This is a genomic window from Haematobacter massiliensis, from assembly GCF_000740795.1.
In the GTDB taxonomy this organism is placed as follows: Bacteria; Pseudomonadota; Alphaproteobacteria; order Rhodobacterales; family Rhodobacteraceae; genus Haematobacter; species Haematobacter massiliensis.
Window position 1 is genome coordinate 76810 of the sequence record NZ_JGYG01000003.1, and the last position, 22450, is coordinate 99259.

Genomic DNA, 22450 nt, shown 5'->3' on the forward strand with positions numbered 1-22450 from the left:
GCCCCGCCTTTCCGGGCGGGTCGCCTCTTCCCCCGGCCGTCGTCGCCGAACGCTTCACGAGGCGCCATGTTCAACTATACGCTCCGCCGGCTGCTGCTGGCGATCCCGACCCTGCTGTTCATCTCGCTGGTCATCTTCCTGCTTCTCGATCTCGCTCCCGGCGACCCTATGGCCCAGATGCCGCTGACCATTCCGCCCGAAGTGCGCGACAAGATGCGCGAGGCGCTCGGCCTCAACGAACCGATCTATGTCCGCTACGGACTGTGGCTCTACCAGTTCTTCTGGGTGGAACCGCTGCATATCCTCGGCAATCTCACCGGCCATGAATTCGCCGCCGGTCAGCAACGCATCCTGTCCTGGCAAAGCCGCAGCCCGGTGGCAGATGTCATCGCACAGCGCCTGCCCCAGACGCTCTGGGTCGTCGGTCTGTCCTATGTGGTGGGCGTGCTGCTCGCGCTGCCTATCGGGATCATTTCCGCCTACCGGCAATATTCCTGGTTCGACCAGATCGGCACCTTCGTTTCGATGATCGGGTATTCGGTGCCCACCTTCTTTACCGGCGTGCTGATGATCGTGATCTTCTCCGTCTATCTCGGATGGTTCCCCTCCATCTACGATACGACGCTGCACGTGAATTCATGGGATACGTTCCTCCTCCAGGCACGGCAGATGGCGATGCCGGTCTTCGTGCTCGCGCTCTACAACGCCAGCCAGATCAGCCGCTTCATGCGCGCCTCCATGCTCGACAATCTCAATCAGGACTACGTGCGGACAGCGCGGGCCAAGGGGCTGTCGGAAAAGACCGTCGTGCTTACCCATGTGCTGCGCAACTCTCTGATCCCCGTCATCACGGTGATCGCGCTTGGTGTGCCGACGATCTTTGGAGGGGCGATCATCACGGAGCAGGTGTTCAAGGTGAACGGGCTGGGGCAGCTCCTCATCACCGCGATCTACGCCAATGACATCCCGATGGTGCAGACCCTGACCTTCATCTTTGCGGTGCTGATCGTGCTTTTCAACCTGATCGCCGACATTCTCTACGGCATTCTGGACCCGAGGATCCGCTATGACTGATGCAACGCTGGCCAAGACTGCGGCCAAGCCGCCCCGCAGCCAGTGGGTGGACATCTGGCGGCAGTTCCGCACCCACAAGGGCGCGGTGATCGGCGCGGCGGTATTCCTGCTGATCGTGTTCGGCGTGATCTTCGGTCCCTATCTGTGGCACGCGGATCCGACGACGATCGACATCCGCGCCCGCAATCAGGGCCCAAGCCTGCTGCACCCCTTGGGCACCGATCAGCTCGGCCGCGACATGCTGGCGCGGATGATGGCCGGCGGGCGGGTTTCCGTCGCGGTCGGCCTCACCGCCATGGTGCTGTCGATGATCCTCGGCACGCTGGTGGGCGTGATCGCCGGCTACTTCCGGCGGCTGGACGGGCCGCTCATGCGCCTGACGGACCTGTTCCTCGCCCTGCCGTTGCTGCCGTTGCTGCTGGTCATGGTGCTGTTGTTCCGGGAGCCGCTTTCAGGCTGGCTCGGGCCGGAGATGGGCACCTTCCTGCTGATCGTGACGGCCATCGGGGTCACGAGCTGGATGCACACGGCGCGGATCGTGCGCGGCGACGTTCTGGCCATCAAGGAGCGGGAATTCGTGCTCGCCGCCCGCTCCATCGGGACACGGCCCAACAAGATGATCCTGCGCCATATCCTGCCGAATATCCTCTCGCCCATCATGGTTTCCGCCACGCTGGGGATCGCCACGGCGATCATCACCGAAAGCTCGCTCTCCTTTCTCGGGCTGGGCTTTCCGCCCGATTTTCCGACGTGGGGCCGCCTGCTCTACGACGCAGTCGACTACCTCCAGCAATATCCTGAGCGGGTGATCTGGCCGGGACTGGCGATCTCTCTCACTGTGCTGTCGGTGAACTACATCGGTGACGGGCTGCGCGACGCGCTCGACCCCCGCATCCGCGGGCGGTGATTTACTGCTGACCGGCAAGAAAGGCGCCCCTCGAAGGGGCGCCTTTTTCGTTTCGTTCAGAACATGAAGCGCCAGAACAGGCTCGGCCGCCGGGTGGCGCCTCCCCTCTTGCGGGCCGCGATGGCAGCACTGTCGCAGTGGATGTCGTCACGCATGGCATCGGAGTGAAGAAAGAAATAACCCGCCACTGCGGTCTTTGGAAAAGCCAGCATAATGAAATACCTCAAATGAAAAGACGCCCGGCAATCGCCGGACGCCTAATATTTTAGCAGATCATGGCCGTTTCGGCCAGTCTCGGCCTATCAGTTGATCAGCGGCAAAAGCTGATCCAGCGACTTCTTGGCATCGCCATAGAACATCCGCGTGTTGTCCTTGTAGAACAGCGGGTTCTCGATCCCGGAGTAGCCGGTGCCCGCGCCGCGCTTGGACACGAAAACCTGCTTCGCCTTCCAGACCTCCAGCACCGGCATCCCGGCGATGGGGGAGTTCGGATCTTCCTGTGCGGCGGGGTTCACCACGTCGTTGGAGCCGATGACGATGACCACATCCGTGTTCGGGAAGTCGTCGTTGATCTCGTCCATCTCCAGCACGATGTCATAGGGCACCTTGGCCTCGGCCAGCAGCACGTTCATGTGCCCAGGCAGACGGCCTGCGACCGGATGGATGCCGAAGCGCACTTCCTTGCCCGCGGCGCGGAGCTTGCGCACCAGTTCCGAGACCGACTGCTGCGCCTGCGCGACCGCCATGCCGTAGCCCGGCACGATGACGACCGAGTCGGCATCGTTCAGCGCGGCGGCAACACCCTCTGCATCGATGGCGATCTGTTCGCCGCTGATCTCCATGGCCGGACCGGTGGTGCCACCGAAGCCGCCAAGGATCACGCTCACGAAGGACCGGTTCATCGCCTTGCACATGATGTAGGACAGGATCGCACCGGAGGAGCCGACGAGCGCGCCCACCACGATCAGCAGGTCGTTGCCCAGCGTGAAACCGATCGCCGCCGCCGCCCAGCCGGAATAGCTGTTCAGCATGGAAACCACGACCGGCATGTCCGCGCCGCCGATCCCCATGATGAGATGCCAGCCGATGAAGCCCGCGAGGATCGCCGTGACGATCATCGTCCAGATGCCCGCACCGTTGAAATACATCACCCCGAGGATGATGCAGACCAGCAGGGCGGCGATATTGAGCAGATGGCCGCCCGGCAGTTTCTTCGGCTTGCCATCCACCTTGCCGGCCAGTTTGCCGAAGGCGACGACAGAGCCGGTGAAGGTGACGGCGCCGATGAAGATGCCAAGGAACACCTCCACCTTCATGATGGCGAGTTCGACGCCGGATTTGTGCGCCAGGACTGCCGCGAAACCGGTGAAGGCGTCCGGCGAAGTGCCGGAGGCAATCAGGCGCGCGACCCGGCCCGCCTCAAGCTCGGCGTTGAGCGCGATGATCACGGCGGCAAGGCCGACGAGGCTGTGCATCGCCGCCACGAGCTGCGGCATCTCCGTCATCCCGACGCGGGACGCGAGCACCACGCCCGCCGCCCCGCCGATGACGACCATCAGCAGGACGAGCCAGTCGCCATGCACGCCGGGCGCCAGAAGCGTCGCGATAAAGGCGAGCGCCATGCCGGCGATGCCATACCATACCGCGCGTTTCGCGCTTTCCTGACCGGACAGGCCACCCAGCGACAGGATGAACAGGACCGCCGCCGCGACATAGACGGCAGCAACCATTCCAAGGGACATGATTTCCGCCTCCTCAGCTCTTCTGGAACATGGCAAGCATCCGGCGCGTAACCAGGAAGCCGCCGACGATGTTGACGGAAGTCATCAGCACGGCAAGCGCCGCAAGGATCGTGACGAGCCACGAGCCGGAACCGATCTGCAGGATCGCCCCGACGATGACGATGGAGGAGATCGCGTTCGTCACAGCCATCAGCGGCGTGTGCAGCGAGTGGCTGACATTCCAGATCACCTGGAAGCCGACGAAGCAGGCGAGCGCAAACACCACCATATGCTGCATGAAGCTCACCGGCGCGAAGCTGCCAAGGATCAGCAGGACCAGCGTCCCGACCACGAGCAGACCCACCTGGTTGAACGTGGCCTTGCGGAACGCGGCGGTCTCGGCCGCGCGCTTCTCCTCGGGCGTCAGTTCCTTTTCCTTGGGCTTCGGCTTCGCCGCGGCAATGGCCTGCACCTTGGGCGGCGGCGGCGGGAAGGTGATCGCATTGTCCTTCACCACGGTCGCGCCGCGGATCACGTCATCCTCCATGTTCTGAACGACCTGTCCATCCTTCGCAGGGGTCAGGTCGGTCATCATGTGGCGGATGTTCGTCGCGTAGAGGGCCGAGGACTGCGTGGCCATCCTGCTGGGGAAGTCGGTGTAGCCGACGATGGTCACGTTGTTGTCGGTGACGATCTTCTGATCCGGCACCGTCAGCTCGCAGTTCCCGCCCCGTTCGGCAGCGAGATCGACGATGACGGAGCCGGGCTTCATCGCCTCGACCATGTCCTTCGTCCAGAGCACCGGCGCGTCCCGGCCCGGGATCAGCGCCGTGGTGATGACGATGTCCATCTCGGGTGCCAGTTCACGGAACTTGGCGAGCTGCTTCTCCCGGAACTCGGGGCTGGAAGGCGCGGCATAGCCCCCGGTGGCGGCCCCGTCCTGGCTTTCCTCGAAATCGAGGAACACGAAGTTGGCGCCCATGGATTCGATCTGCTCGGCCACTTCCGGCCGCACGTCGAACGCATAGACGATGGCACCGAGAGAGGTGGCGGCGCCGATGGCGGCAAGACCGGCCACGCCGGCGCCCACGATCAGCACCTTCGCCGGGGGAACCTTGCCCGCCGCCGTCACCTGGCCGGTAAAGAAGCGGCCGAAGTTGTTCGCCGCCTCGATCACCGCGCGGTAGCCGGCGATGTTGGCCATGGAGGAGAGCGCGTCCATCTTCTGCGCGCGGGAAATCCGCGGCACCATGTCCATCGCGATGACATTGGTGCCCCGGTCCTTCAGACGCTCCATCAGATCCTTGTTCTGGGCCGGATAGAGGAATGAAATCAGAAGCTGACCGGAATGTGTGAGATCCACCTCCGCGTCTGTCGGCGGACGGACTTTCGCCACGACATCGGAAAGCTGGAACAGCTCCGCCTCGGTCGGCACGACGCGTACATTCGCCGCCGTATAGGCCGCGTCCGTAAAGCCCGCTTTCAGCCCCGCTCCGCTCTGGATCAGGCAGTCGTATCCAAGCTTTTGAAGCTGAAGCGCGCTGTCGGGCGTCATCGCCACCCGCGCTTCTCCCTCGAAGCTCTCCTTCGGCGCCCCTATTCTCACACTCTGTCCCTCTCTTGGATCGTTCTTTGTTGGGAGTCGGTATGGCCAATGAAATGTGGCTTCGCAACAAACTATGCGCCTCGCCGCCGGGCGGAGGCAAAAATGGCCGGGAAAATCGCATTTGCGCAACGCCGTTCCACGAAGGCCTCATTGCGCGGAACGGCGGTTTCAGGATCGTTAGCGCTAACCCCTGACCGGGGCGTGCGGTCCTTTACGAATCGTCACAAGGATGACGGAATTTTCTGCAGAACTGGGAGGAGTGTGGCCATTTCCGGCCCGTGATCCATGCCTGTCAGCGCCTTGCGAAGCGGCATGAACAGACCCCTTCCCTTGCGCCCTGTCGCTGTCTTCACCGCGCCTGTCCAGGTGCTCCAGGTCGTCTCGTCATGCGGGCCGGGCGGCAGAAGCGACAGCGCGGTGGCCACGAACTCCTCGTCCTCTGGCGCAACGACCGGCTCCGCCCCTTCCGACACCAGTCTCCACCAGCCGTCGAGGTCCGACAGCACCGTGATGTTGTCTTTCACTGCATTCCAGAACGGTCCTGCAAGCTCTTCGGGCACACCAAGCGCCGTGAGCCGCTCTGTCACCGCGGAAAGCGGCAGAGACTGCACGTATTTCTGTGTGAGCGGAAAAAGATCGTCCGGGTCGAACTTGGTTGGCGCCGCACCGAACTGATCGAGCGAGAAGTTCTCCGCGATCTCGTCGAGGGAATGGAACAGCTCCACCGGCTGGGAGGAACCGAGCCGCGCCATCAGCGACAACAGCGCCATCGGCTCCACCCCCTGCGCCCGCAGATCGCGGAGGGAGAGCGTGCCGAGCCGCTTGGACAGCCCCTCGCCCTGCGCGCCCGTCAGCAGGCTGTGATGCGCGAAGTCGGGCGGCGTCGCGCCCAGCGCCTCGATGATCTGGATCTGAGTCGCGGTATTCGTCACGTGGTCGGAGCCGCGCACGATATAGGTCACGCCCATATCGACGTCATCGACCACCGAGGCGAAGGTATAGAGCACCTGTCCGTCCGCCCGGATCAGCACCGGATCGGAAACGGAAGCCGCGTCGATGGAGATCTGGCCGAGGATACCGTCGTGCCACTCCGTCCGCTCCTGATCCAGCAGGAAGCGCCAGTATCCGGGCTGCTCCAGCCGCTTGGCATCCTTCTCCGCATCCGTCAGCTTCAGCGCCGCGCGGTCATAGACCGGAGGCTTGCCCATGTTGAGCTGCTTCTTGCGCTTCAGGTCCAGCTCCACCGGGGTTTCGAACACCTCGTAGAGCCGCCCCTTCTGCCGGAGCTCGGCAGCACAGGTCTCATACCGGTCCAACCGATCGGATTGCCGCTCCAGCCGGTCCCATGTCAGCCCCAGCCATTCGAGATCCTCCATGATCCCGTCGGCATATTCCTGCTTCGACCGCTCCCGGTCGGTGTCGTCGAGACGCAGGATGAACGTTCCCCCCGCCTTCCGCGCGATCAGGTAGTTGAACAGCGCGGTGCGGAGGTTACCGACATGGAGATAGCCGGTCGGCGAGGGCGCGAAGCGGGTCGTGGTCATGGTCGGACTCCTGTTGAGGCTGCTCTTTCACAGACGGTCGCTTTTGTCCATAACAGCGACAGGAGACATGCCATGACCGAAGAAGAACTCGACGAGAATCTGCTCTGGGCGGGCACCACGCCCCCGTCGCTTGAGGATATGGAGGCGCTGGCGCGGGAAGCCATCGCCGCGCTGCCGGGCCAGTTCCGCACAGAGGCGCTGAAAGTCGCGCTCCGCGTCGAGGATTTCGCGCCGGAGGATCTGCTGGCGGAGATGGAGATGGAGGATCCGTTCGAGCTGACCGGCCTCTATGAAGGCATCCCGCTGCCGGAGAAATCCGTGATGGATCAGCCGATGCGGCCCGATACGATCTGGCTGTTCCGCAGACCGATCCTGGACGAATGGGTGGCGCGGGGCGATGTGGCCCTCGGCGATCTGGTCGGCCACGTCGTGGTGCATGAACTGGCCCACCACTTCGGCTGGTCGGACGAAGATATCGCCACGATCGACCGCTGGTGGGAATGACGCCTCGCCGTCTTTGACGCGCGCCCGCCCCGCGCGTGGGGAGTTGCAACACCGCCGCCGCGAAAAACTCACACGCATTGTTCTCATGCGTGTGGGAAGTCGCTCTCCGCATGAAGCGTCTGCTCTCCCTGCTTCCCGCGCGGACGGCCCCCGCGAGGGTGAGGAGCCCCATCTCGGCCTCCCACTGCCGCGCTGGCCCTGCGCGCCTGAGGAACCCCTATCCCGAGCCCATTGACCCTCTGCGCAAAGGGCACTGCCCCTGCGTGTGTGAGGAAGTCGGCGGCTGGAATATGCCCCGCGGCCCGCAGGTGTAATGGGGAGGAGTTAGGGACGCGGCGCCAGCACCATCCTTCTTGAGGCCGCTGATCCGCTTGCATGCGAACAGCTAGCATCCGCCGCATCGCCTTTCACCTTTCACCTTTCGCTGCGATGGCCCGCGCGCGTTGGGGAAGCGAAGCCTCGTCCAGATCCTTTCCTGCGGCGTCGAGTCACAGGAGTGACGACAATCAGGCGGGGACTTTTTTCCTCCCGGCGCTACTTTCAGGATCAAAGCAGCACAGGAGAACCGCCATGACCGGATTGACCCGCCGGACGGCCCTGATGAGCGGGGTTGCCGCTCCGTTTATCGCAACCCTTCCCGTGGCTTCCCCGGCCCGCGCCGCCGCACCTGAACTTGGAGCCTCGATGCCCACGCACTACCGGTTCCCCCTTGGCGCGATGGAGGTGACGACCGTCCTCGCAGGCTCCGGCGCGATGCAGGATATTCATGCGACCTTCGGCCTCAATGCCAGCGCTGAGGCGTTCGCCGCGCAGGCGCGTGCCTATTTCCTCTCCGACAGCGAGGGACGGAACGGCTATGCGCCGGTCGTGATCAATACGGGAGAGATGGTGCTGCTGTTCGATACCGGGCTTGACGGCACGGCGACGGCGGCAGCGCTTGGCGGCGCGGGGGTAGACCCCGCCAGCATCGATGTCGTCATCCTTACCCATATGCACGGAGATCATATCGGCGGGTTGATGACCCAAGGCGCGCCCACCTTCGCCAACGCACGTTACGTCATGGGGCGGGCAGAGTTCGACTACTGGGCGACGACGGGCAATGAGCGGTTCGACTCCAACGTTCGCCCGCTGGCAGAAAAGACCGCTTTCATCGCCGGCGGGGACGAGGTCGCGCCCGGCATCACCGCCATAGAAACCTTCGGCCACACGCCCGGGCATCTTTCCTTCCGTGTGGAGAGCGAGGGCAAGGTTCTGATGATCCTCGGCGATGTGGCAAACCATTACGCCTTCTCCCTCGCCAAGCCCGACTGGCATGTCCGCTTCGACATGGACAAGGACAAGGCGGCCCAGACACGACGCGCGATCCTCGCCCGGCTGGCGGAGGAGCGCATCCCGTTCACCGGCTACCACATGCCTTTCCCGGCGGTGGGCTTCGTCGCGGCCGAGGGGGAGGACTTCCGCTTCTTTCCCGCGACGTACCAGTTTCTTCTTGGTCAATCTTAAGGATTGACCACGTTCAGGCTGGCGCTCTGGCAGTTGACGGGCATAGCCCCTGCAACTGGCGGCCAGCCGTTTTACACGTCCGCATCGAGAACGGGCTTCGAACCAAAGCTGCGATATCGCGTCAGTCACGCGGGCTGCAGCTAGCGGAGGGTGTACGAGATATCTGCACCCTGCGTTGAACCGCTTGTCTGCACTCGTACAAAGGCCCCCGCTCTACGCAGGCTGCGGTCTGTGCGAACCATCGCCAACCTTCCGCCAGTCCTCTCGCCGGGACTCTGGGCGCCATCTATCCCCCCATCAGCGGTGTCGGCTCGCCGAGGATCATGTCCGGGACGCATCCCGTCGATCCGGACGCGGAACTCCTCACATCCACGAGCGATTCCATCGGGGCGCCGGTTTTCCGCATGTGCCTCGGGGCCACGACCGATATCAACAGTCGCGCATGGCATACTGCGCGCCAGCCGCATCTGAGCAAACATCAACAAGACGGCCGGCCTTGGCGTAGTTCTCCTCCAACGGACCACCTGCAAGGCCGGGGCAGGCTGCAGGCGCAATTCAACGAAACTGCCCTTCAGGCGACAGAGCCTTGCGCCAACGGACTGCCATGGAGTACCCCTCAGCCCAACCAGCCCGCGATCCGCTCATTCCCCGGCAGACCACGACAATATCCCCTACCCTCGCGATAAGGTGTGCTGAAGCCGGAACCCCGTGACAAAACGCGGGCGGGCTGCGCCTCCCGGGCGGAGACGACGGCCCGCCGGCAGGAGCAGACGAGCAGAGCGCACCCTCATGCGTGTCAGCCGCGGCGGGTCACGGGGGCCGGCTTCTCCGCCATCGCTGCTTCGAGATGCGCGCGCAGGAGCCTGTCCATCGCCGCCCGGGCATGAAGACTGCCGACCCGGTCGAAGCCGAAGCTCCGCACCATGCGCCAGTGACCATGAACGAGGCTCACGAAGACGAAGGCTATTTCCTCGCAGGCGGCGGGCGTCAGGCTTGGATAGCTTTCCGCCGTCGCCGAGACGATGGCCTGTCGCAGTTCATGCTGCCGCTCTACCAATGTCTCGCGAAGATCGGGCACGCGTGCGGCGAGCACGACGAGTGCATCCTCCACCTGCTGAAGTTCTCCCCGTGGCTGATCGCCCTCATCCAGCAAACCAAGGTGATAGTCGAACAGCACACCCAACCGGCTTTCGTCCCCGCGGGCAAACCCGGCCGCCACCTTGTCCCGCTGCACGTCCGAAATGGCGTGCGACACCGCGCCTATCAGACTTTCCGCATCGGGAAAGTAGTGCCGCACCAGCTGACGTGACATTCCCGCTTCTCTCGCCACGGCGTCATAGGATGGAAATGGCAGTCCTTCCTGCTGAATAACAGAGACGGCGCTCGCCACAATCTCCTGACGTCTGAGATCCGCCACAGACTTCGGCATGATCGTTCCCCCCTCAGGCACCTCCCCGTGCCTTTCTCCATGCTAACGCGCTCCGACGATCCTGCCAGCCCTCTTTACACGCCGCGCCGCTTGCGGAGTTGATTTTGCAAAGATTTTGCGGTTTGACCGCGCCCGACACGAACGGCGGCAGCGCCGCGACGCAGAAGGATCGGGCGATGGCGGAGACGCGGGACCATGGCGGTGGGCTGGACGCAGCCCGCGCGCGGCATGGGGGCGCAGCGGCGGAGTGGCTCGATCTGTCCACCGGCATTAACCCGGAGGCCTATCCGCTTCCCGCTCTTCCACCTGAAACCTGGGCCCGCTTGCCCGATCTAGATGCCTCCGAGGCGCTGGAGCGAGCCGCACGGGCCTTCTGGAGGGTGCCGAAAGCAGCGGCCGTGCTGGCGGCGCCGGGGGCCTCCGCGCTGATCGCGCGCATTCCGCGGCTGCTGTCGGCGGGCCGAGTGGAGATACCGGGACCGACCTACAATGAACATGCCGCCGCCTTTGTCGCGGCGGGCTGGGAGCAGGGACCAGGCGGGGCGCGGGTGCTCGTCCATCCCAACAATCCCGATGGCAGGCTTCACCCCGCGCCAGGGCCCGGTGTTCTCACCGTGATCGACGAGAGTTTCTGCGACGTGCTGCCGGAGGCGAGCCTCATTACCCTCTCCGCACAACCTCGCACGCTGGTGCTGAAAAGTTTCGGCAAGTTCTGGGGTCTGGCAGGGTTGCGGCTAGGGTTCGCCATCGGAGACCCCACGCTGATCGCGGGCCTGCGGGACTCCCTCGGCCCCTGGCCCGTTTCCGGCCCCGCGCTGGAGATCGGTCGCGCCGCGCTTTCCGATGAGGACTGGGCCGCCCGGACGCGGGCGCGACTTGGCCGTGATGCGGCGCGGCTGGACGGCATCCTGACCGGACGAGGCGCGCGCGTGGTGGGGGGAACGCCGCTCTTCCGCCTCTACGACGTCGAGAACGCGCAGATCTGGCAGGAGCGCCTGGCCCGCGCCCGCATCTGGAGCCGCATCTTCCCTTACAGCGACCGCTGGCTCCGCCTCGGCCTGCCGCCGGGGGATGGCTGGGCAAGGCTCGAAGGCGCATGGTGATGCAGCCCCTCGCCCTTGCCGCGGCTCTGGTGCTGGACGCGGTCTTCGGCGAGCCGGAAAGGCTCTGGTCCCGAGTGACGCATCCCGCCGTCATCATGGGCCGCATGATCGACGCGATGGATCGTCGTTTCAACAGGGGGCGCGGGAGAAGGGCGAAAGGGGCTGTGGCAATCGGTCTGCTCGTGCTTCTCGCCCTGATCGCGGGGCGGCTGGTTGCGGCGCTGCCGGGCGGCGCGCTGCTGGAGGTGCTGGCCACCGCGGTTCTGCTGGCCCAGAGAAGCCTTGCCGATCATGTCGCCGCCGTCGCAACCGGTCTCCGCGCGAGCCTTGCCGAAGGCCGGCGGGCCGTGGCGCGGATCGTCGGGCGGGATACCGCGGCAATGGATGCGCCCGCCGTCGCCCGCGCGGCGATCGAGAGCGCGGCAGAGAACCTCTCGGACGGCGTCGTCGCGCCAGCCTTCTGGTTTCTTGTGGGCGGTTTGCCGGGCATCCTCGTCTACAAGTTTGTCAATACGGCCGACAGCATGATCGGGCACCGCACCCCCCGGCACGAGGAGTTCGGCTGGGCGGCGGCGCGGCTGGACGATCTTCTGAACCTCATCCCCGCGCGGTTGACGGCGCTGCTGATCGCGCTCGCCCACAGGCGGCTTGATGCGCGGCGGGTCATCCTGCGGGATGCGCCGCTGCATCGCTCGCCCAATGCAGGCTGGCCGGAGGCGGCGATGGCGGCGGTGCTCGGCATCGCGCTCTCCGGCCCAAGGAGCTATCACGGCGAGCGGCGCGACTTTCCCTATGTCAACGCGGAGGGCCGACATGACATCGGCGCGGGGGAGATCGACGCGGCTGTCGCGGTGCTCTGGCGGACATGGGCGCTGATGCTGGCAGTGGTGCTTCTGGGATGGCTCATCACTTAGGGCCTTGTCCGGCTACCGCCCCGCCCTAGCTTCGCGAAAGGAGGAAACCCATGCGCCTCATGCTGATTCCCGCCCTGTTGGGCTTCGTCACCCTCGCGGGCACCGCGTCCGCCCAAAGCGTGCCCTGCGGCGGCGACTTCGGACGCTTCATCGCCGGACTTAAGCAGGAAGCGGTCGCGAACGGCCATTCCGCACAGGCCGCCGACCGCTTCTTCGCCAATGTTCGTCGCGACCCGAAAGTGATTGCCGCCGACAATTCGCAAGGGGTCTTCCGCAAGACATTCACCGATTTTTCCCGCGCGCTCATCAGCGGAAACCGGATGTCCAACGGCGTCGCCAACGGCAAGAAATACGCCGGGCTGCTCAAGGAAGCGGAGCGGCGCTATGGTGTACCGCCGGGCGTTATCCTCGCGTTCTGGGGATTCGAGACGGATTACGGCGCCGTGCAGGGCAACTTCAACACGGCGAATGCGCTCGTCACCCTCGCGCATGACTGCCGCCGCCCCGGCCTCTTCCGCCCGCAGGTCTTCGCCGCCTTGTCGCTCTACGAAAAGGGCGAATTCGACCCGGCCACAACGACCGGCGCCTGGGCGGGGGAGATCGGGATGATCCAGATGCTCCCCAAGGACATCCTCGAACGCGGGGTTGACGGCGATGGAGACGGGCGGGTGACGCTCAAAACCTCCATCCCCGATGCGATCATGTCAGGGGGCCGGATGCTCGCCGATCACGGCTGGCGGAGAGGGGAACCCTGGCTTCAGGAGGTCACCGTTCCCGACCAGATGGACTGGAGCCTGAGCGGTCTCGATACGCCGCGCCCGGCCGCGGACTGGGTGCGTTTGGGTGTAAAGCCGCGCGGCGGCAAGATCGCCACCAACCTGAACGCGGCGCTGCTGCTGCCACAGGGGCGCAAGGGGCCGGCGTTCCTCGCCTATCCCAACTATTACGTGTTCTTCGACTGGAACAAGAGCTTCGTCTATGTGACGACCGCCGCCTATTTCGCCACCCGCCTTTCGGGGGCACCGGCCTTCGACCCCGGCAACCCGGACCCGCCGCTCACCGATGCGCAGATGACCCGGCTCCAGCAGAAGCTCGTAGCCCGTGGCCATGATGTCGGCGCGATAGACGGCGTGCTGGGCGCCATGACCCGCAGCGCCGTGCAGAAGGAGCAGGCGCGCCTCGGCCTGCCCGCAGATGCATGGCCCACCCGTACCCTTTTGGACAGGCTCTGACTCATGCCGCAAGCGACCCCTGAAACACTTGCCCTCGCCCTGCCCCACGTTCTCGCCGCGCCAAAGGACGATGCGCCGATCCACACGCTCTGCTTCCGCAAGGGTTTCGGCAAGCGCGACTTCCGCGAGAGCCTGACACTCACCGTCGCGGAAGGCGTCCCGGGCGAGCGTTGGATGAAGCACCCATGGATGAAGCTGGCGGATGGCAGCCCGGATCCCCGCATTCAGATATCCATTCTCGGTTCCCGTGTGGTGGAGGCGGTCGTGACGGAGCCGGAGATGATCCACCCCGGTGACACGATCGTCGCGGATATGGATTTCTCGGAGGAGAACCTGCCCGTCGGCACCCGGCTTCGGATCGGCACGGCGGTCGTGGAAGTGTCCGACCTGTGGAACGATGCCTGTGTGAAGTGGAAGAAGCGCTACGGAAAGCCGGCCTTCGACTGGGTCCGCGCACCCGGCCATCCGGAGTTGCGGCTCCGCGGTGTGCTCTGCCGCATCGTTGAGGACGGCGAGGTGACGGTTGCGGACCGTATCCGCAAGATATGACGCCGAAGCCGGAACCTCGACCAGCCACGAACGTTCTACTGGGTTGAAATCGAGGAGAAAATCATGACCAGGACTTATCTTGTCGCCGGGCTGCTCTGCGTCTCAGTCGTCGCGGCCTGCGGCAATACGCGCGGACAGCGGATAGCCACAGGTGCGGTCGGCGGAGCGGCTGCCGGTCAGGTGATTGCCGACGAGCCCCTCGCGGGGGCGGCTGTCGGCGGCCTTGTCGGCGCCGTCCGCTAGGCGACGAGCGCCTCTGCCCGCGTCAGATCGACGGAGACGAGCTGGCTCACCCCCTGCTCCTGCATGGTGACGCCGAACAGCCGGTCCATCCGCGCCATCGTCACCGCGTGATGTGTGATGACGAGGAAGCGGGTGCCGGTCCGTCGCGTCATCTCGTCCAGAAGATCGCAGAACCGCCCGACATTGGCGTCGTCGAGCGGGGCGTCCACCTCATCAAGCACGCAGATGGGCGCGGGATTGGCGAGGAAGACCGCAAAGATGAGCGCCATCGCCGTCAAAGTCTGCTCTCCGCCGGACAACAGAGACAAGACGGAGAGCTTCTTTCCCGGCGGCTGGCACATGATCTCCAGCCCTGCCTCCAGCGGATCGTCCGACTCCACCATCACCAGATCCGCCTCTCCCCCCCCGAAAAGATGCGTGAAAAGCTGACGGAAGTTGCGATTGACCTGATCGAAGGCCGCCAGCAGCCTTTCGCGCCCCTCGCGGTTCAGGGCGGCGATCCCCGCCCGTAGCTTGGTGACCGCGGCATCGAGATCGGCCCGCTCCACGGCCAGCGTTCCCTGCTCCTCGGCGAGCGCGCGGGCATCCTCCTCCGCGCGGAGGTTCACGGCGCCCAGGGCCTCCCGCGCGCGGCGGAGGCGATGGATCTCCTCCTCCGTCTCGCCGGCGGTGGCCGTGACTTCGCCAAGACTTGCCGCCAGCGCGTCAGGCTCCGTCTCCGTTTCCTCCCGGATGCGGTCGGCAGCTTCGCTGCAGGCGAGTGCTGCGGCGGTGGCGCGCGCAATCGCAGCCGCCCGCGCCTCCCGGCTGTCGGAGGCCGCGCGCTCCGCCGCCCGCTCCGCCGCCTCAGCCTCAGCCAGCGCGCGTTCCGCCGACTGAAGCGCAGGGCGCGCGCGGGCCTCCCGCGAGGTGGCAAGCGCAATGTCGCCGGAGAGCGTTTCGGCACGCAGGGCAAGCGCCTCAGGCACGGCACGGGCGCGGGCAAGATCGGCCGCGACAGCCGCCTCCCGTCCGTCCATCTCACGGGCACGGCCCTCTGCGGCGGCGAGCCGCTCCGTCCAGCGGGCCTGTTCGCGCGACACCTCCACCGCCCGCCGCTCCCGTGCGGTGCCCTGCCGGCGGATATCCTCCGTGGCTGCCCGGCGCTGCAACGTGGCGGCGCGCGCCTGCTCCACCGCGCGCCGTGCGGCAGCGGCTTCCTCACGCACCCCGTCAAGCGGCGGGAAGGCGGTCATGGCCGCACGAGCTTCCTTCACCTCCGCCGCCGCGCGCTCCGCCTGTTCCTGATGCGTGCGTGCGGCGAGGCGGGTCGTTTCCATGCGACCGTCGGCCACCGAACGCTCCGTCTCCGCCCGGTTCAGCGCCCGGCTTGCCTCGGCCAGCCGCTGCTCCGCCCCCTTCCGGGCCATCCGCGCGGATGTCTCGGCGGCGGCGGCGGAGGCAAGAGCGTCCGCCAGCGTCTCATGCCCCTCGCGCAGCGCCTCTGCCCGCGCCTCAGCCTCCGCCAGCTCCACCTGCAGTGTCGCGAGGCGGTTGCGCTGCGCCAGTTGCCGCGCGGCATCCGACACACCGTCCCCCGCGACACGGACGAGGCCGTCCCAGCGGAAAAGGTCGCCCTCCTGCGTGACCAGCCGCACCCCGGGCGCAAGCGCCGGGAGCAGGGCGGCCGCACGATCCGCCGACACCACACCGATCCGTGACAGCCGGCGGGCCAGCGCCGACGGACCTTCCACATGGAGCGCCAACGGCTCTGCCCCATCGGGTATCCCCGCCTCCGGCAGCGGCGGCAGCTGCCGCCAGCCAGAGCCATCGCTCTCCCGCTCGGGCAGGTCGAGATCATCCGCCAGCGCCGCGCCGAGTGCCTTTTCGTAGCCAGCTGCAACGGTTACCTGATCGAGCACCCGGCTGCTCTTGCCGCGCGCCTGCGCCACCATCCGGCCGAGTGTCGTAACCTCGGCCGAGATCGCGCGAACGACGGCTTCGGCGGCCGTGCGCTGGGTCCGGGCCTCGCTCTCCTCCCCCTGAATGCGACGGAGCTCTGCCTCTGCCGTGACGAGTGTCGTCTCCGCGATCTCCACGGCATAGACGCCTGCCTCCTGCCCCTCCGCCGCAGCCTCCGCGGCTTCGACGGCGCGCGCCCGAAGCTGCTCAGCCTCCTCGGCTTGCATACGGGCGCGGGTGGCATCGCGAAGGCTCCGCTCCACCACGGTTTCGGCGGCAGAGAGCCTTCTCTGCCCGGCCTCATGATCGGCGACGGTCCGGGCCAGCGATTCCGTCAGCCCGGCAAGCCGGGCTTCCGCTTCCGCCAGCACATCAGCCGCGGCCTCCGCGGCCTCCTCCGACTCCGCAAGACGCTCCGCATGGCCTTCGCCCGCCTGCAGAAGCGCAAGCGCCTCCTCCTCCAGCCGGCGGAGCGTTTCGCCCGCGTCCCGGTGGAGCGCCGCTTCCCGCTCCCGGTCGGCAGCCAGCTGTTCCGCCCGCGCACGCAGGGCCGCAACCGCCTCCTCCGCGCGCGCCTCCTCCTCCGCGAGGGCCGCCTGCTGCAGACGGAACCGTTCCAGAACCGCGGCGGAGATCGAAGCCTCTTCCCTGAGGCCGGGAATTTCGCTGGCGAGATCCGCGCGGAGGGCGGCGGCTTCCTCTGCCGCGGCCCCCGTCTCCGCAGCTTTGCGGGACGCTTGCTCCGCTGTGGTTCGTGCGGTGTCGGCGGCGGTCATGGCCTCCAGCCAGCGGGCAAGCAACAAGGCCCCCTCCGCCCGGCGAAGCGCCGCGCCGATCTCCCGGTAACGGGCCGCCTGCCGCGCCTGTTTCTCCAGCACGCGCATCTGTTGAAGGAACTGCTCCAGCATGTCATCGACACGCTCAAGGTTCTGCGTGGTGGCGGACAACCGCAGTTCAGCCTCGTGCCGGCGTTGATAGAGACCGGAGATCCCCGCCGCCTCTTCCAGTATCCGGCGCCGCGCCTGCGGGCGGGCGTTGATGAGTTCCGCGATCTGCCCCTGCCGGACCAGCGCAGGCGAATGCGCCCCGGTGGAGGCATCGGCGAACAGCATCTGCACGTCGCGAGCCCGCACGTCCTTGCCGTTCACCCGGTAGGCCGACCCCTGATCGCGGGTGATCCGCCGCACGATGTCCAGCGCATCCGCGTCATTGAAGGCGGGCGGGGCCAGCCGCTCGCTGTTGTCGATGCTGAGCGCCACCTCCGCAAAGCCGCGCGCAGAGCGGGAGGCCGCGCCCGCAAAGATGACATCCTCCATCCCGCCGCCGCGCATCGCGCTTGGCCGGGTTTCCCCCATCACCCAGCGCAGTGCTTCCAGCAGGTTCGACTTGCCGCAGCCGTTCGGCCCGACGACCCCCGTCAGCCCCTCGGCGATGACGAGGTCGGTCGGATCGACGAAACTCTTGAAGCCGTTGAGCCTGAGCCGTACGAAGCGCAAGGAGAACTTTCCTTTTGGAATTGAACGGTCATCCTAGGGCGAAACCTGCTCTGTGTCGATCACATCCCAACTGGCGGCAGTCGAACGCAGCACTGCCACAACATCTGGACAACGGACATGATCACCATCGCCGCGGAAAGCCCTCTCACGCCGGACGGACGCGCCCTCATCGCGGAAAGCCAGGCGCATATGGAGGCGGTGTTTCCGGCGGGCGGGATATTCACCCTGACGGCGGAGGAGATCGCCGCCGCCGCCGGGGTCTTTCTGATCGCGCGGGAGGAGGAGGGGCAGGCGCTCGGGTGCGTGGCGCTGGTGACACGGCCGGGGTACGGGGAGGTCAAGCGTCTCTGGATGCGCCCTACCGCCCGGGGCCGGGGCGCGGCACGCGACCTCATGCAGACGCTTGAGCGAGAGGCCCATGCCGCAGGTTGCCGCCTCCTCCGGCTGGAGACCGGCCCGGCGCTCCCCGCCGCCGTCGCGCTCTATCGCGCGCTCGGCTACCGGGAGCGGGGGCCATTCGGCGACTACGATCCCCACCCGGACAGCCTGTTCATGGAGAAATCCCTGCCGCGCGAAGGCCACTGCCTCTGCGGCCGCATCCGGTACCGCGCAGAGGGAGAGGTGATCTGGCAGCTTCATTGCCACTGCGAAAGCTGCCGCCGAGCGAGTTCCTCCCCCGTAACCAGCTTCTTTGCCGTCCGCGATGGCGGCTGGCGCTGGACAGGAGAGGCGCCAGCCGCCTACGCTTCCTCCCCCGGTGTGACGCGCTATTTCTGTCCCACATGCGGCTCACCGATGGGCTATCGTCCGGCGACGGGCGGCGAGATGCATTTCTATGCCTGCTCGCAAGACGATCCCGCCGCCTTCGCCCCCGAAGCCCATGACTTCCCGGAAGAGCGCCTGCCTTGGCTTCACCTGTCCGATCTCGGGGACGGTTCCTGACTCCATGCCGCGTCGGCAAAGGGCCCGACCTATCGTCACGCGCTCCGCTTCGGCACCCTGTATCCTCACACGAGCAATCCTCTGACCATGACACCCCGTATCGCGACAGCCGCAGACTTTCCGCAAATCCTTCACCTGATCCGGGAGAGCTTCGCCTATATGGACGCGCGGATCGACCCGCCCTCCTCCATGCACCGGATGTCGGTCGCCTCCATCGCCGGTCAGGCGGAGACGGGCGAGATCTGGCTGATCGACGGCCCGGCGGAGCCCCATGCCTGCGTCTTTCTGACACCGCAGGGGGAGGTGCTCTATCTCGGCAAGCTCGCGGTTGCGGCAGCGGCACGCGGACAGGGTCTTGCACGGCGGCTGGTGGCACTGGCGGAAGCGCGCGCCCGGGCGCTCGGCCACGTGGCGCTCGAACTCCAGACGCGGGTGGAGCTGGTGGAGAATCACGCGATCTTTGCCGGAATGGGTTTCCATCGCGTCGCGGAGACCGCCCATCCCGGCTACGCGCGCGCGACCTCTTTCACCTGGCGAAAGGCGGTCGGCGCGCAAGCGCCGTCTTCCGCCATCTGAGCCGCTCCGCCCCGAAGGACTGGATCGTGGCCTGCCGGGGCCTTTGCAGAACGGGTCCTCGCTCCACCAAGCCCGCCTTACCATGCAACCCTGAGCGCGGTCGTGCCCCGGATCGCCGGCCCTCCCGGGATAACCGCCCCGGCTTCCGCCATCGTCGGATCGCCCTGTAATGCCGGATCGTTCCGCCGTCTGGTGATGCCGCCGCCACCCCTGCGGGATCAGCCCGGCCCGGCTTGCGCCTCCCGCCCCGGCGGGCGTAGCTTCGGAGCGAGCCTCATATGGCAGGCGCCTCCGCTCACCTCCTGCCCCTTGGGCGCCGCTTCTGGCCATCCGCAAAAGGTCGTGCTCCATGATCCCGTCTTTGTTCCTCATCCTCGCCTGCCAGCTTGTCGGCGAGGCGCTCGCCCGCCTGTTTCCGATCCAGGTGCCCGGCCCGGTCATCGGCATGGTGCTGATGGCCGCGGCGCTGGTGCTGTCGCCCGCGCTGGTCCGAACGATCCGGCCCGTGGCGACCGGCATCTTGGGCAATCTGTCGCTGCTGTTCGTGCCTGCCGGTGTCGGGGTGATCGGGCACCTGCCGCTGCTGGAGAGCGAGGGACTGGCCATCGGCGCGGCGCTGGTCGGAAGCACGATCCTCGCTATCGCGGCAGGAGCCCTGACCTTCGTCGCGGTCGCGCGTCTGATGAAGGGGCCACGACATGACTGACTTCGCCGAGATCTGGAGCTACCTGTCCCATGCGCCGCTGCTCTGGCTCACCCTCACGCTCGGTGCCTATGTGATCGCGGATGCGGCCTTCCGTGCCTCGGGGCGAAAACCCTTCGTGAACCCGGTACTGCTCTCGGTCATCATGATCGGCGGGCTGCTGCTGGCGACGGGCACACCGTATCCGGTGTATTTCGAGGGCGCACAATACGTTCACTTCCTGCTCGGCCCGGCGACGGTGTGCCTCGCGCTCCCGCTTTACGACAATCTGCCCAACCTGCGGACCGCGCTCATTCCCCTGATCGCGGCGCTGGTGGTCGGCTCGCTCACCGCCATGGGGTCCGTGTTGCTCATCGCGCATCTGCTGGGGGCAAGCCACGAGACGCTGCTGTCGCTCGTCCCCAAATCGGTCACGGCCCCCGTAGCCATCGGCATCACGGAAAAGATCGGCGGCTCCCCTACCCTCGCGGCGGCTCTCGTCCTCATCACGGGGGTCATCGGCGCCATCGTCGTCACGCCGCTGCTCAACGCAATCGGCGTGCGGGACTGGCGGGCGCGGGGCTTCGCGGTGGGCGTCGCTGCACATGGGGTGGGCACTGCCCGCGCGTTTCAGGTCAATGAGACGGCGGGCGCCTTTGCCGGGATCGGCATGGGGCTGAATGCCGTCCTGACCTCGCTCATCGCTCCGTGGATCGCGCGGATTTTCCTCAACTGACCGGGGTCAGACCGCGCACGCGCGCCGCAAGCCACATGAGATCGGCATCCTCAAAGCCCAGCGCCTCCAGATGGCCGACGGTGTTGTGCAGATAGTCGCTGTTCGGCCCGCGCCCCCCCGCCGCCACGGCGATGATAAGGGCCTGATCCTCCAGGGGGAGGTTCGCGCAATACTGCACATGGTCGGGGTCGATGACATAGGTCAGCGCCTCCACCCGCCTGCCATCCTCCAGCGTCACGGGCTGAGAGGTCTCGAGATAGGCGGAACTGACAAGCTCCCTTTCTCTCAGCATCGCAAGCACCTCCTGCGCCTCCTCCGCCGCGACTGCCAGCGCCACGCCGTCACAAACCGCGCCCTCCTGCCGGTCGAGGGCGAGGACGAGACCCGGGGCTTCCACCGTGCCGCGATGGTGGATGGAGCGCATGCAGAAGCACCGGTGCCAGCCTTCCAGCCGCGCGCGCTGCCGCTCAACCGGGCGGAATCCCGGCTCCCACATCAGCGATCCATACCCGAATACCCAGAATGCGATCTCCGCCACCTGCGTCTCCATCTGTTGCTTCGCCGCCTCCCGATATAGACAGAAGGACCACAGCGTGAAGGGAAAGACCATGCGCTTCATCCTCGGCTTTGCCGTTCTCCTGCTGCTCGGCTGGACGGGATGGTGGTTTTTCGCCGCCTCGAAAGTGAAGCATGGTGCGACGGCCTTCATCGCGGAGCAGCAGCAGCGCGGCATGGCGATCGAACATCAAGGCCTTTCGGTTCGCGGATTTCCCTACCGCTTCGACCTGGAACTGACGGCGCCCGAGATCCATGATCCGCGCAGCGGGTACGGCTGGGAGGCCCCCTTCCTGCGGTTGCAGGCACTGGCCTATCAGCCCAATCACATCATCGCCACGCTGCCGGACAGCCAGACCGTCTACCTGCCTGACCAGACGCTCACCCTCGCCTCCAGCCGGATGCAGGGCAGCATCCGGACCCGCCTGCCGCCCGGCATGGCGCTGCAACGGCTGGTCACGGAGGGGGAAGCGGTGACGCTCTCCTCCGACCGCGGATGGACCCTGGGGATGCCGAAGGTCGTCGCAGCCCTGCAGCCGGCGGCTCAGGCGGGCGCGGCGGGCAATACCTATGACCTCGCGCTCTCTGCGGCGCAGCTCGCGCCGGGCGGCACACTGAGGCTCGACATCGATCCGCGCAGCCGCCTGCCCGATGCGATAGATACGGTAACGCTCGACGCCTCTCTCCTCCTCGACGCGCCCCTCGACCGGGCGATGTTCGACCGGAACGCCGTCACGCCGGAGATTCAGGCAATCGGCATCCGCGATGCCGGGGTCGTCTGGGGAAACGCCAACCTGCGCCTTTCCGGCGATCTGGCCATGGATACAGAAGGGCTGGCGGACGGAACGCTGCATCTGCGGGTAAGCGGCTGGGAGACCATCCTCAACATCGTCATCGCGCTTGGTATCGTGCCGGAAGAGAACCGTTCGGTGGCCGAGGTGGCGCTGCGCGTCATGGCGGGCACCACGCTCGGGGCAAAGACGCTGGATGTGCCGCTGCGCGTCTCCTCCGGGGTCGTGTTCCTTGGCCCGGTTCCGCTGACGACGATCCCGCCTGTGCTGCGTGAGCAGCGGGGATAGCCCCCCCGCGCCTGACAGGGCGACGGAACCATGACGCGAGGGGCAGACGGGAGGCATTCGAATGGGTGGGTCTGCAGGCCAAATACGCTGGCACGGACCCGCCGATCACGGCAC

21 protein-coding genes are annotated in these 22450 nt (G+C 66.4%); 14 read left to right on the top strand and 7 right to left on the bottom strand.

What is annotated here, in order from left to right; translation table 11 throughout:
- Positions 1–66 precede the first annotated feature (66 nt).
- Both CN97_RS06065 and CN97_RS06070 read left to right on the top strand, forming a co-directional pair.
- A complete protein-coding gene (locus CN97_RS06065) occupies positions 67–1074 on the top strand; it encodes an ABC transporter permease (protein WP_035708658.1) in 1008 nt (335 codons plus the stop codon).
- On the top strand, positions 1067–1981 hold the full coding sequence (locus tag CN97_RS06070; RefSeq protein WP_035708659.1) for an ABC transporter permease: 915 nt from the start codon (positions 1067–1069) through the stop codon (positions 1979–1981). The genes CN97_RS06065 and CN97_RS06070 overlap by 8 nt, the downstream gene beginning before the upstream one ends.
- Positions 1982–2037: 56 nt before the next feature.
- Here the strand turns inward: CN97_RS06070 and CN97_RS20565 are convergent, their stop codons facing one another.
- The 4 genes from CN97_RS20565 to gltX all read right to left on the bottom strand — a co-directional run bounded on the left by CN97_RS20565 (position 2038) and on the right by gltX (position 6852).
- Positions 2038–2193, bottom strand: a complete 156-nt coding sequence (locus CN97_RS20565; protein ID WP_156969576.1) for a hypothetical protein — start codon at positions 2191–2193, stop codon at positions 2038–2040.
- Between the two features lie 90 nt (positions 2194–2283).
- Positions 2284–3723 carry an NAD(P)(+) transhydrogenase (Re/Si-specific) subunit beta gene (locus CN97_RS06075; RefSeq protein WP_035708660.1) on the bottom strand — a complete coding sequence of 480 codons (1440 nt, stop codon included), beginning with the start codon at positions 3721–3723 and terminating at the stop codon, positions 2284–2286.
- A 13-nt stretch (positions 3724–3736) separates the two neighbouring features.
- The gene (locus tag CN97_RS06080; RefSeq protein ID WP_035708662.1) at positions 3737–5308 is read right to left on the bottom strand and encodes a Re/Si-specific NAD(P)(+) transhydrogenase subunit alpha; all 1572 of its coding nucleotides are present in this window, start codon (positions 5306–5308) and stop codon (positions 3737–3739) included.
- A 221-nt stretch (positions 5309–5529) separates the two neighbouring features.
- Entirely contained in the window at positions 5530–6852 is a 1323-nt protein-coding gene (gene gltX / locus CN97_RS06085) for a glutamate--tRNA ligase (protein ID WP_035708663.1), read from the bottom strand.
- A 72-nt stretch (positions 6853–6924) separates the two neighbouring features.
- Between gltX and CN97_RS06090 the strand changes: the two genes are divergently transcribed.
- Together CN97_RS06090 and CN97_RS06095 are read left to right on the top strand one after the other, a co-directional pair.
- Entirely contained in the window at positions 6925–7356 is a 432-nt protein-coding gene (locus CN97_RS06090) for a metallopeptidase family protein (protein WP_035708665.1), read from the top strand.
- 570 nt (positions 7357–7926) lie between these two features.
- Positions 7927–8859 (top strand): MBL fold metallo-hydrolase, encoded by a 933-nt coding sequence (locus tag CN97_RS06095; RefSeq protein WP_035708666.1) that lies wholly within the window; start codon positions 7927–7929, stop codon positions 8857–8859.
- A 796-nt stretch (positions 8860–9655) separates the two neighbouring features.
- Here the strand turns inward: CN97_RS06095 and CN97_RS06100 are convergent.
- Positions 9656–10171, bottom strand: coding sequence for a hypothetical protein (locus CN97_RS06100; protein ID WP_242685179.1), 516 nt, complete (start codon positions 10169–10171; stop codon positions 9656–9658).
- Between the two features lie 293 nt (positions 10172–10464).
- Between CN97_RS06100 and CN97_RS06105 the strand changes: the two genes are divergently transcribed.
- The 5 genes from CN97_RS06105 to CN97_RS06125 all read left to right on the top strand — a co-directional run bounded on the left by CN97_RS06105 (position 10465) and on the right by CN97_RS06125 (position 14329).
- Positions 10465–11391: a threonine-phosphate decarboxylase gene (locus CN97_RS06105; protein ID WP_035709469.1), complete on the top strand. Its 927-nt coding sequence runs from the start codon at positions 10465–10467 to the stop codon at positions 11389–11391.
- A complete protein-coding gene (gene cbiB / locus CN97_RS06110; protein ID WP_035709471.1) occupies positions 11391–12305 on the top strand; it encodes an adenosylcobinamide-phosphate synthase CbiB in 915 nt (304 codons plus the stop codon). The genes CN97_RS06105 and cbiB overlap by 1 nt, the downstream gene beginning before the upstream one ends.
- Positions 12306–12355: 50 nt before the next feature.
- Positions 12356–13537 carry a lytic murein transglycosylase gene (locus CN97_RS06115; RefSeq protein ID WP_035708669.1) on the top strand — a complete coding sequence of 394 codons (1182 nt, stop codon included), beginning with the start codon at positions 12356–12358 and terminating at the stop codon, positions 13535–13537.
- A 3-nt stretch (positions 13538–13540) separates the two neighbouring features.
- Positions 13541–14086, top strand: a complete 546-nt coding sequence (locus CN97_RS06120) for an MOSC domain-containing protein (protein ID WP_035708671.1) — start codon at positions 13541–13543, stop codon at positions 14084–14086.
- A gap of 63 nt (positions 14087–14149) precedes the next feature.
- Positions 14150–14329 (top strand): hypothetical protein, encoded by a 180-nt coding sequence (locus CN97_RS06125; RefSeq protein ID WP_035708672.1) that lies wholly within the window; start codon positions 14150–14152, stop codon positions 14327–14329.
- Here CN97_RS06125 and CN97_RS06130 read toward each other — a convergent pair.
- A complete protein-coding gene (locus CN97_RS06130; protein WP_035708674.1) occupies positions 14326–17766 on the bottom strand; it encodes a chromosome segregation SMC family protein in 3441 nt (1146 codons plus the stop codon). The two genes, CN97_RS06125 and CN97_RS06130, sit on opposite strands and share 4 nt — an antisense overlap.
- 117 nt (positions 17767–17883) lie before the next feature.
- On the opposite strand from CN97_RS06130, the gene CN97_RS19765 reads away from it, so the two are divergent.
- The 4 genes from CN97_RS19765 (at position 17884) to CN97_RS06155 (ending at position 20702) form a co-directional block, all read left to right on the top strand.
- A complete protein-coding gene (locus CN97_RS19765; protein ID WP_051911005.1) occupies positions 17884–18708 on the top strand; it encodes a GNAT family N-acetyltransferase in 825 nt (274 codons plus the stop codon).
- An 87-nt stretch (positions 18709–18795) separates the two neighbouring features.
- Positions 18796–19284, top strand: coding sequence for a GNAT family N-acetyltransferase (locus CN97_RS06145; protein ID WP_035708675.1), 489 nt, complete (start codon positions 18796–18798; stop codon positions 19282–19284).
- Positions 19285–19633: 349 nt separating this feature from the next.
- On the top strand, positions 19634–19990 hold the full coding sequence (locus tag CN97_RS06150) for a CidA/LrgA family protein (RefSeq protein WP_035708676.1): 357 nt from the start codon (positions 19634–19636) through the stop codon (positions 19988–19990).
- The gene (locus tag CN97_RS06155) at positions 19983–20702 is read left to right on the top strand and encodes an LrgB family protein (protein WP_035708678.1); all 720 of its coding nucleotides are present in this window, start codon (positions 19983–19985) and stop codon (positions 20700–20702) included. Before CN97_RS06150 ends, CN97_RS06155 begins: the two co-directional genes overlap by 8 nt.
- Here the strand turns inward: CN97_RS06155 and CN97_RS06160 are convergent.
- On the bottom strand, positions 20695–21252 hold the full coding sequence (locus CN97_RS06160; RefSeq protein WP_035709475.1) for a gamma-glutamylcyclotransferase: 558 nt from the start codon (positions 21250–21252) through the stop codon (positions 20695–20697). The two genes, CN97_RS06155 and CN97_RS06160, sit on opposite strands and share 8 nt — an antisense overlap.
- A gap of 43 nt (positions 21253–21295) precedes the next feature.
- On the opposite strand from CN97_RS06160, the gene CN97_RS06165 reads away from it, so the two are divergent.
- On the top strand, positions 21296–22336 hold the full coding sequence (locus CN97_RS06165) for a DUF2125 domain-containing protein (RefSeq protein WP_131389546.1): 1041 nt from the start codon (positions 21296–21298) through the stop codon (positions 22334–22336).
- The last annotated feature ends 114 nt before the right edge of the window (positions 22337–22450 follow it).

Bases quoted from the DNA above. Each gene is read 5' to 3' on its own strand.
- CN97_RS06065 (WP_035708658.1), top strand. From the start codon at position 67: ATGTTCAACTATACGCTCCGCCGGCTGCTGCTGGCGATCCCGACCCTG.
- CN97_RS06120 (WP_035708671.1), top strand. From the start codon at position 13,541: ATGCCGCAAGCGACCCCTGAAACACTTGCCCTCGCCCTGCCCCACGTT.
- CN97_RS06070 (WP_035708659.1), top strand. From the start codon at position 1,067: ATGACTGATGCAACGCTGGCCAAGACTGCGGCCAAGCCGCCCCGCAGC.
- CN97_RS06125 (WP_035708672.1), top strand. From the start codon at position 14,150: ATGACCAGGACTTATCTTGTCGCCGGGCTGCTCTGCGTCTCAGTCGTC.
- CN97_RS06105 (WP_035709469.1), top strand. From the start codon at position 10,465: ATGGCGGAGACGCGGGACCATGGCGGTGGGCTGGACGCAGCCCGCGCG.
- CN97_RS06100 (WP_242685179.1), bottom strand. From the start codon at position 10,171: ATGTCACGTCAGCTGGTGCGGCACTACTTTCCCGATGCGGAAAGTCTG.
- CN97_RS06095 (WP_035708666.1), top strand. From the start codon at position 7,927: ATGACCGGATTGACCCGCCGGACGGCCCTGATGAGCGGGGTTGCCGCT.
- CN97_RS06150 (WP_035708676.1), top strand. From the start codon at position 19,634: ATGATCCCGTCTTTGTTCCTCATCCTCGCCTGCCAGCTTGTCGGCGAG.
- gltX (WP_035708663.1), bottom strand. From the start codon at position 6,852: ATGACCACGACCCGCTTCGCGCCCTCGCCGACCGGCTATCTCCATGTC.
- CN97_RS06075 (WP_035708660.1), bottom strand. From the start codon at position 3,723: ATGTCCCTTGGAATGGTTGCTGCCGTCTATGTCGCGGCGGCGGTCCTG.
- CN97_RS19765 (WP_051911005.1), top strand. From the start codon at position 17,884: ATGATCACCATCGCCGCGGAAAGCCCTCTCACGCCGGACGGACGCGCC.
- CN97_RS06115 (WP_035708669.1), top strand. From the start codon at position 12,356: ATGCGCCTCATGCTGATTCCCGCCCTGTTGGGCTTCGTCACCCTCGCG.
- CN97_RS06090 (WP_035708665.1), top strand. From the start codon at position 6,925: ATGACCGAAGAAGAACTCGACGAGAATCTGCTCTGGGCGGGCACCACG.
- CN97_RS06155 (WP_035708678.1), top strand. From the start codon at position 19,983: ATGACTGACTTCGCCGAGATCTGGAGCTACCTGTCCCATGCGCCGCTG.
- CN97_RS06145 (WP_035708675.1), top strand. From the start codon at position 18,796: ATGACACCCCGTATCGCGACAGCCGCAGACTTTCCGCAAATCCTTCAC.
- CN97_RS06160 (WP_035709475.1), bottom strand. From the start codon at position 21,252: ATGGAGACGCAGGTGGCGGAGATCGCATTCTGGGTATTCGGGTATGGA.
- cbiB (WP_035709471.1), top strand. From the start codon at position 11,391: ATGCAGCCCCTCGCCCTTGCCGCGGCTCTGGTGCTGGACGCGGTCTTC.
- CN97_RS20565 (WP_156969576.1), bottom strand. From the start codon at position 2,193: ATGCTGGCTTTTCCAAAGACCGCAGTGGCGGGTTATTTCTTTCTTCAC.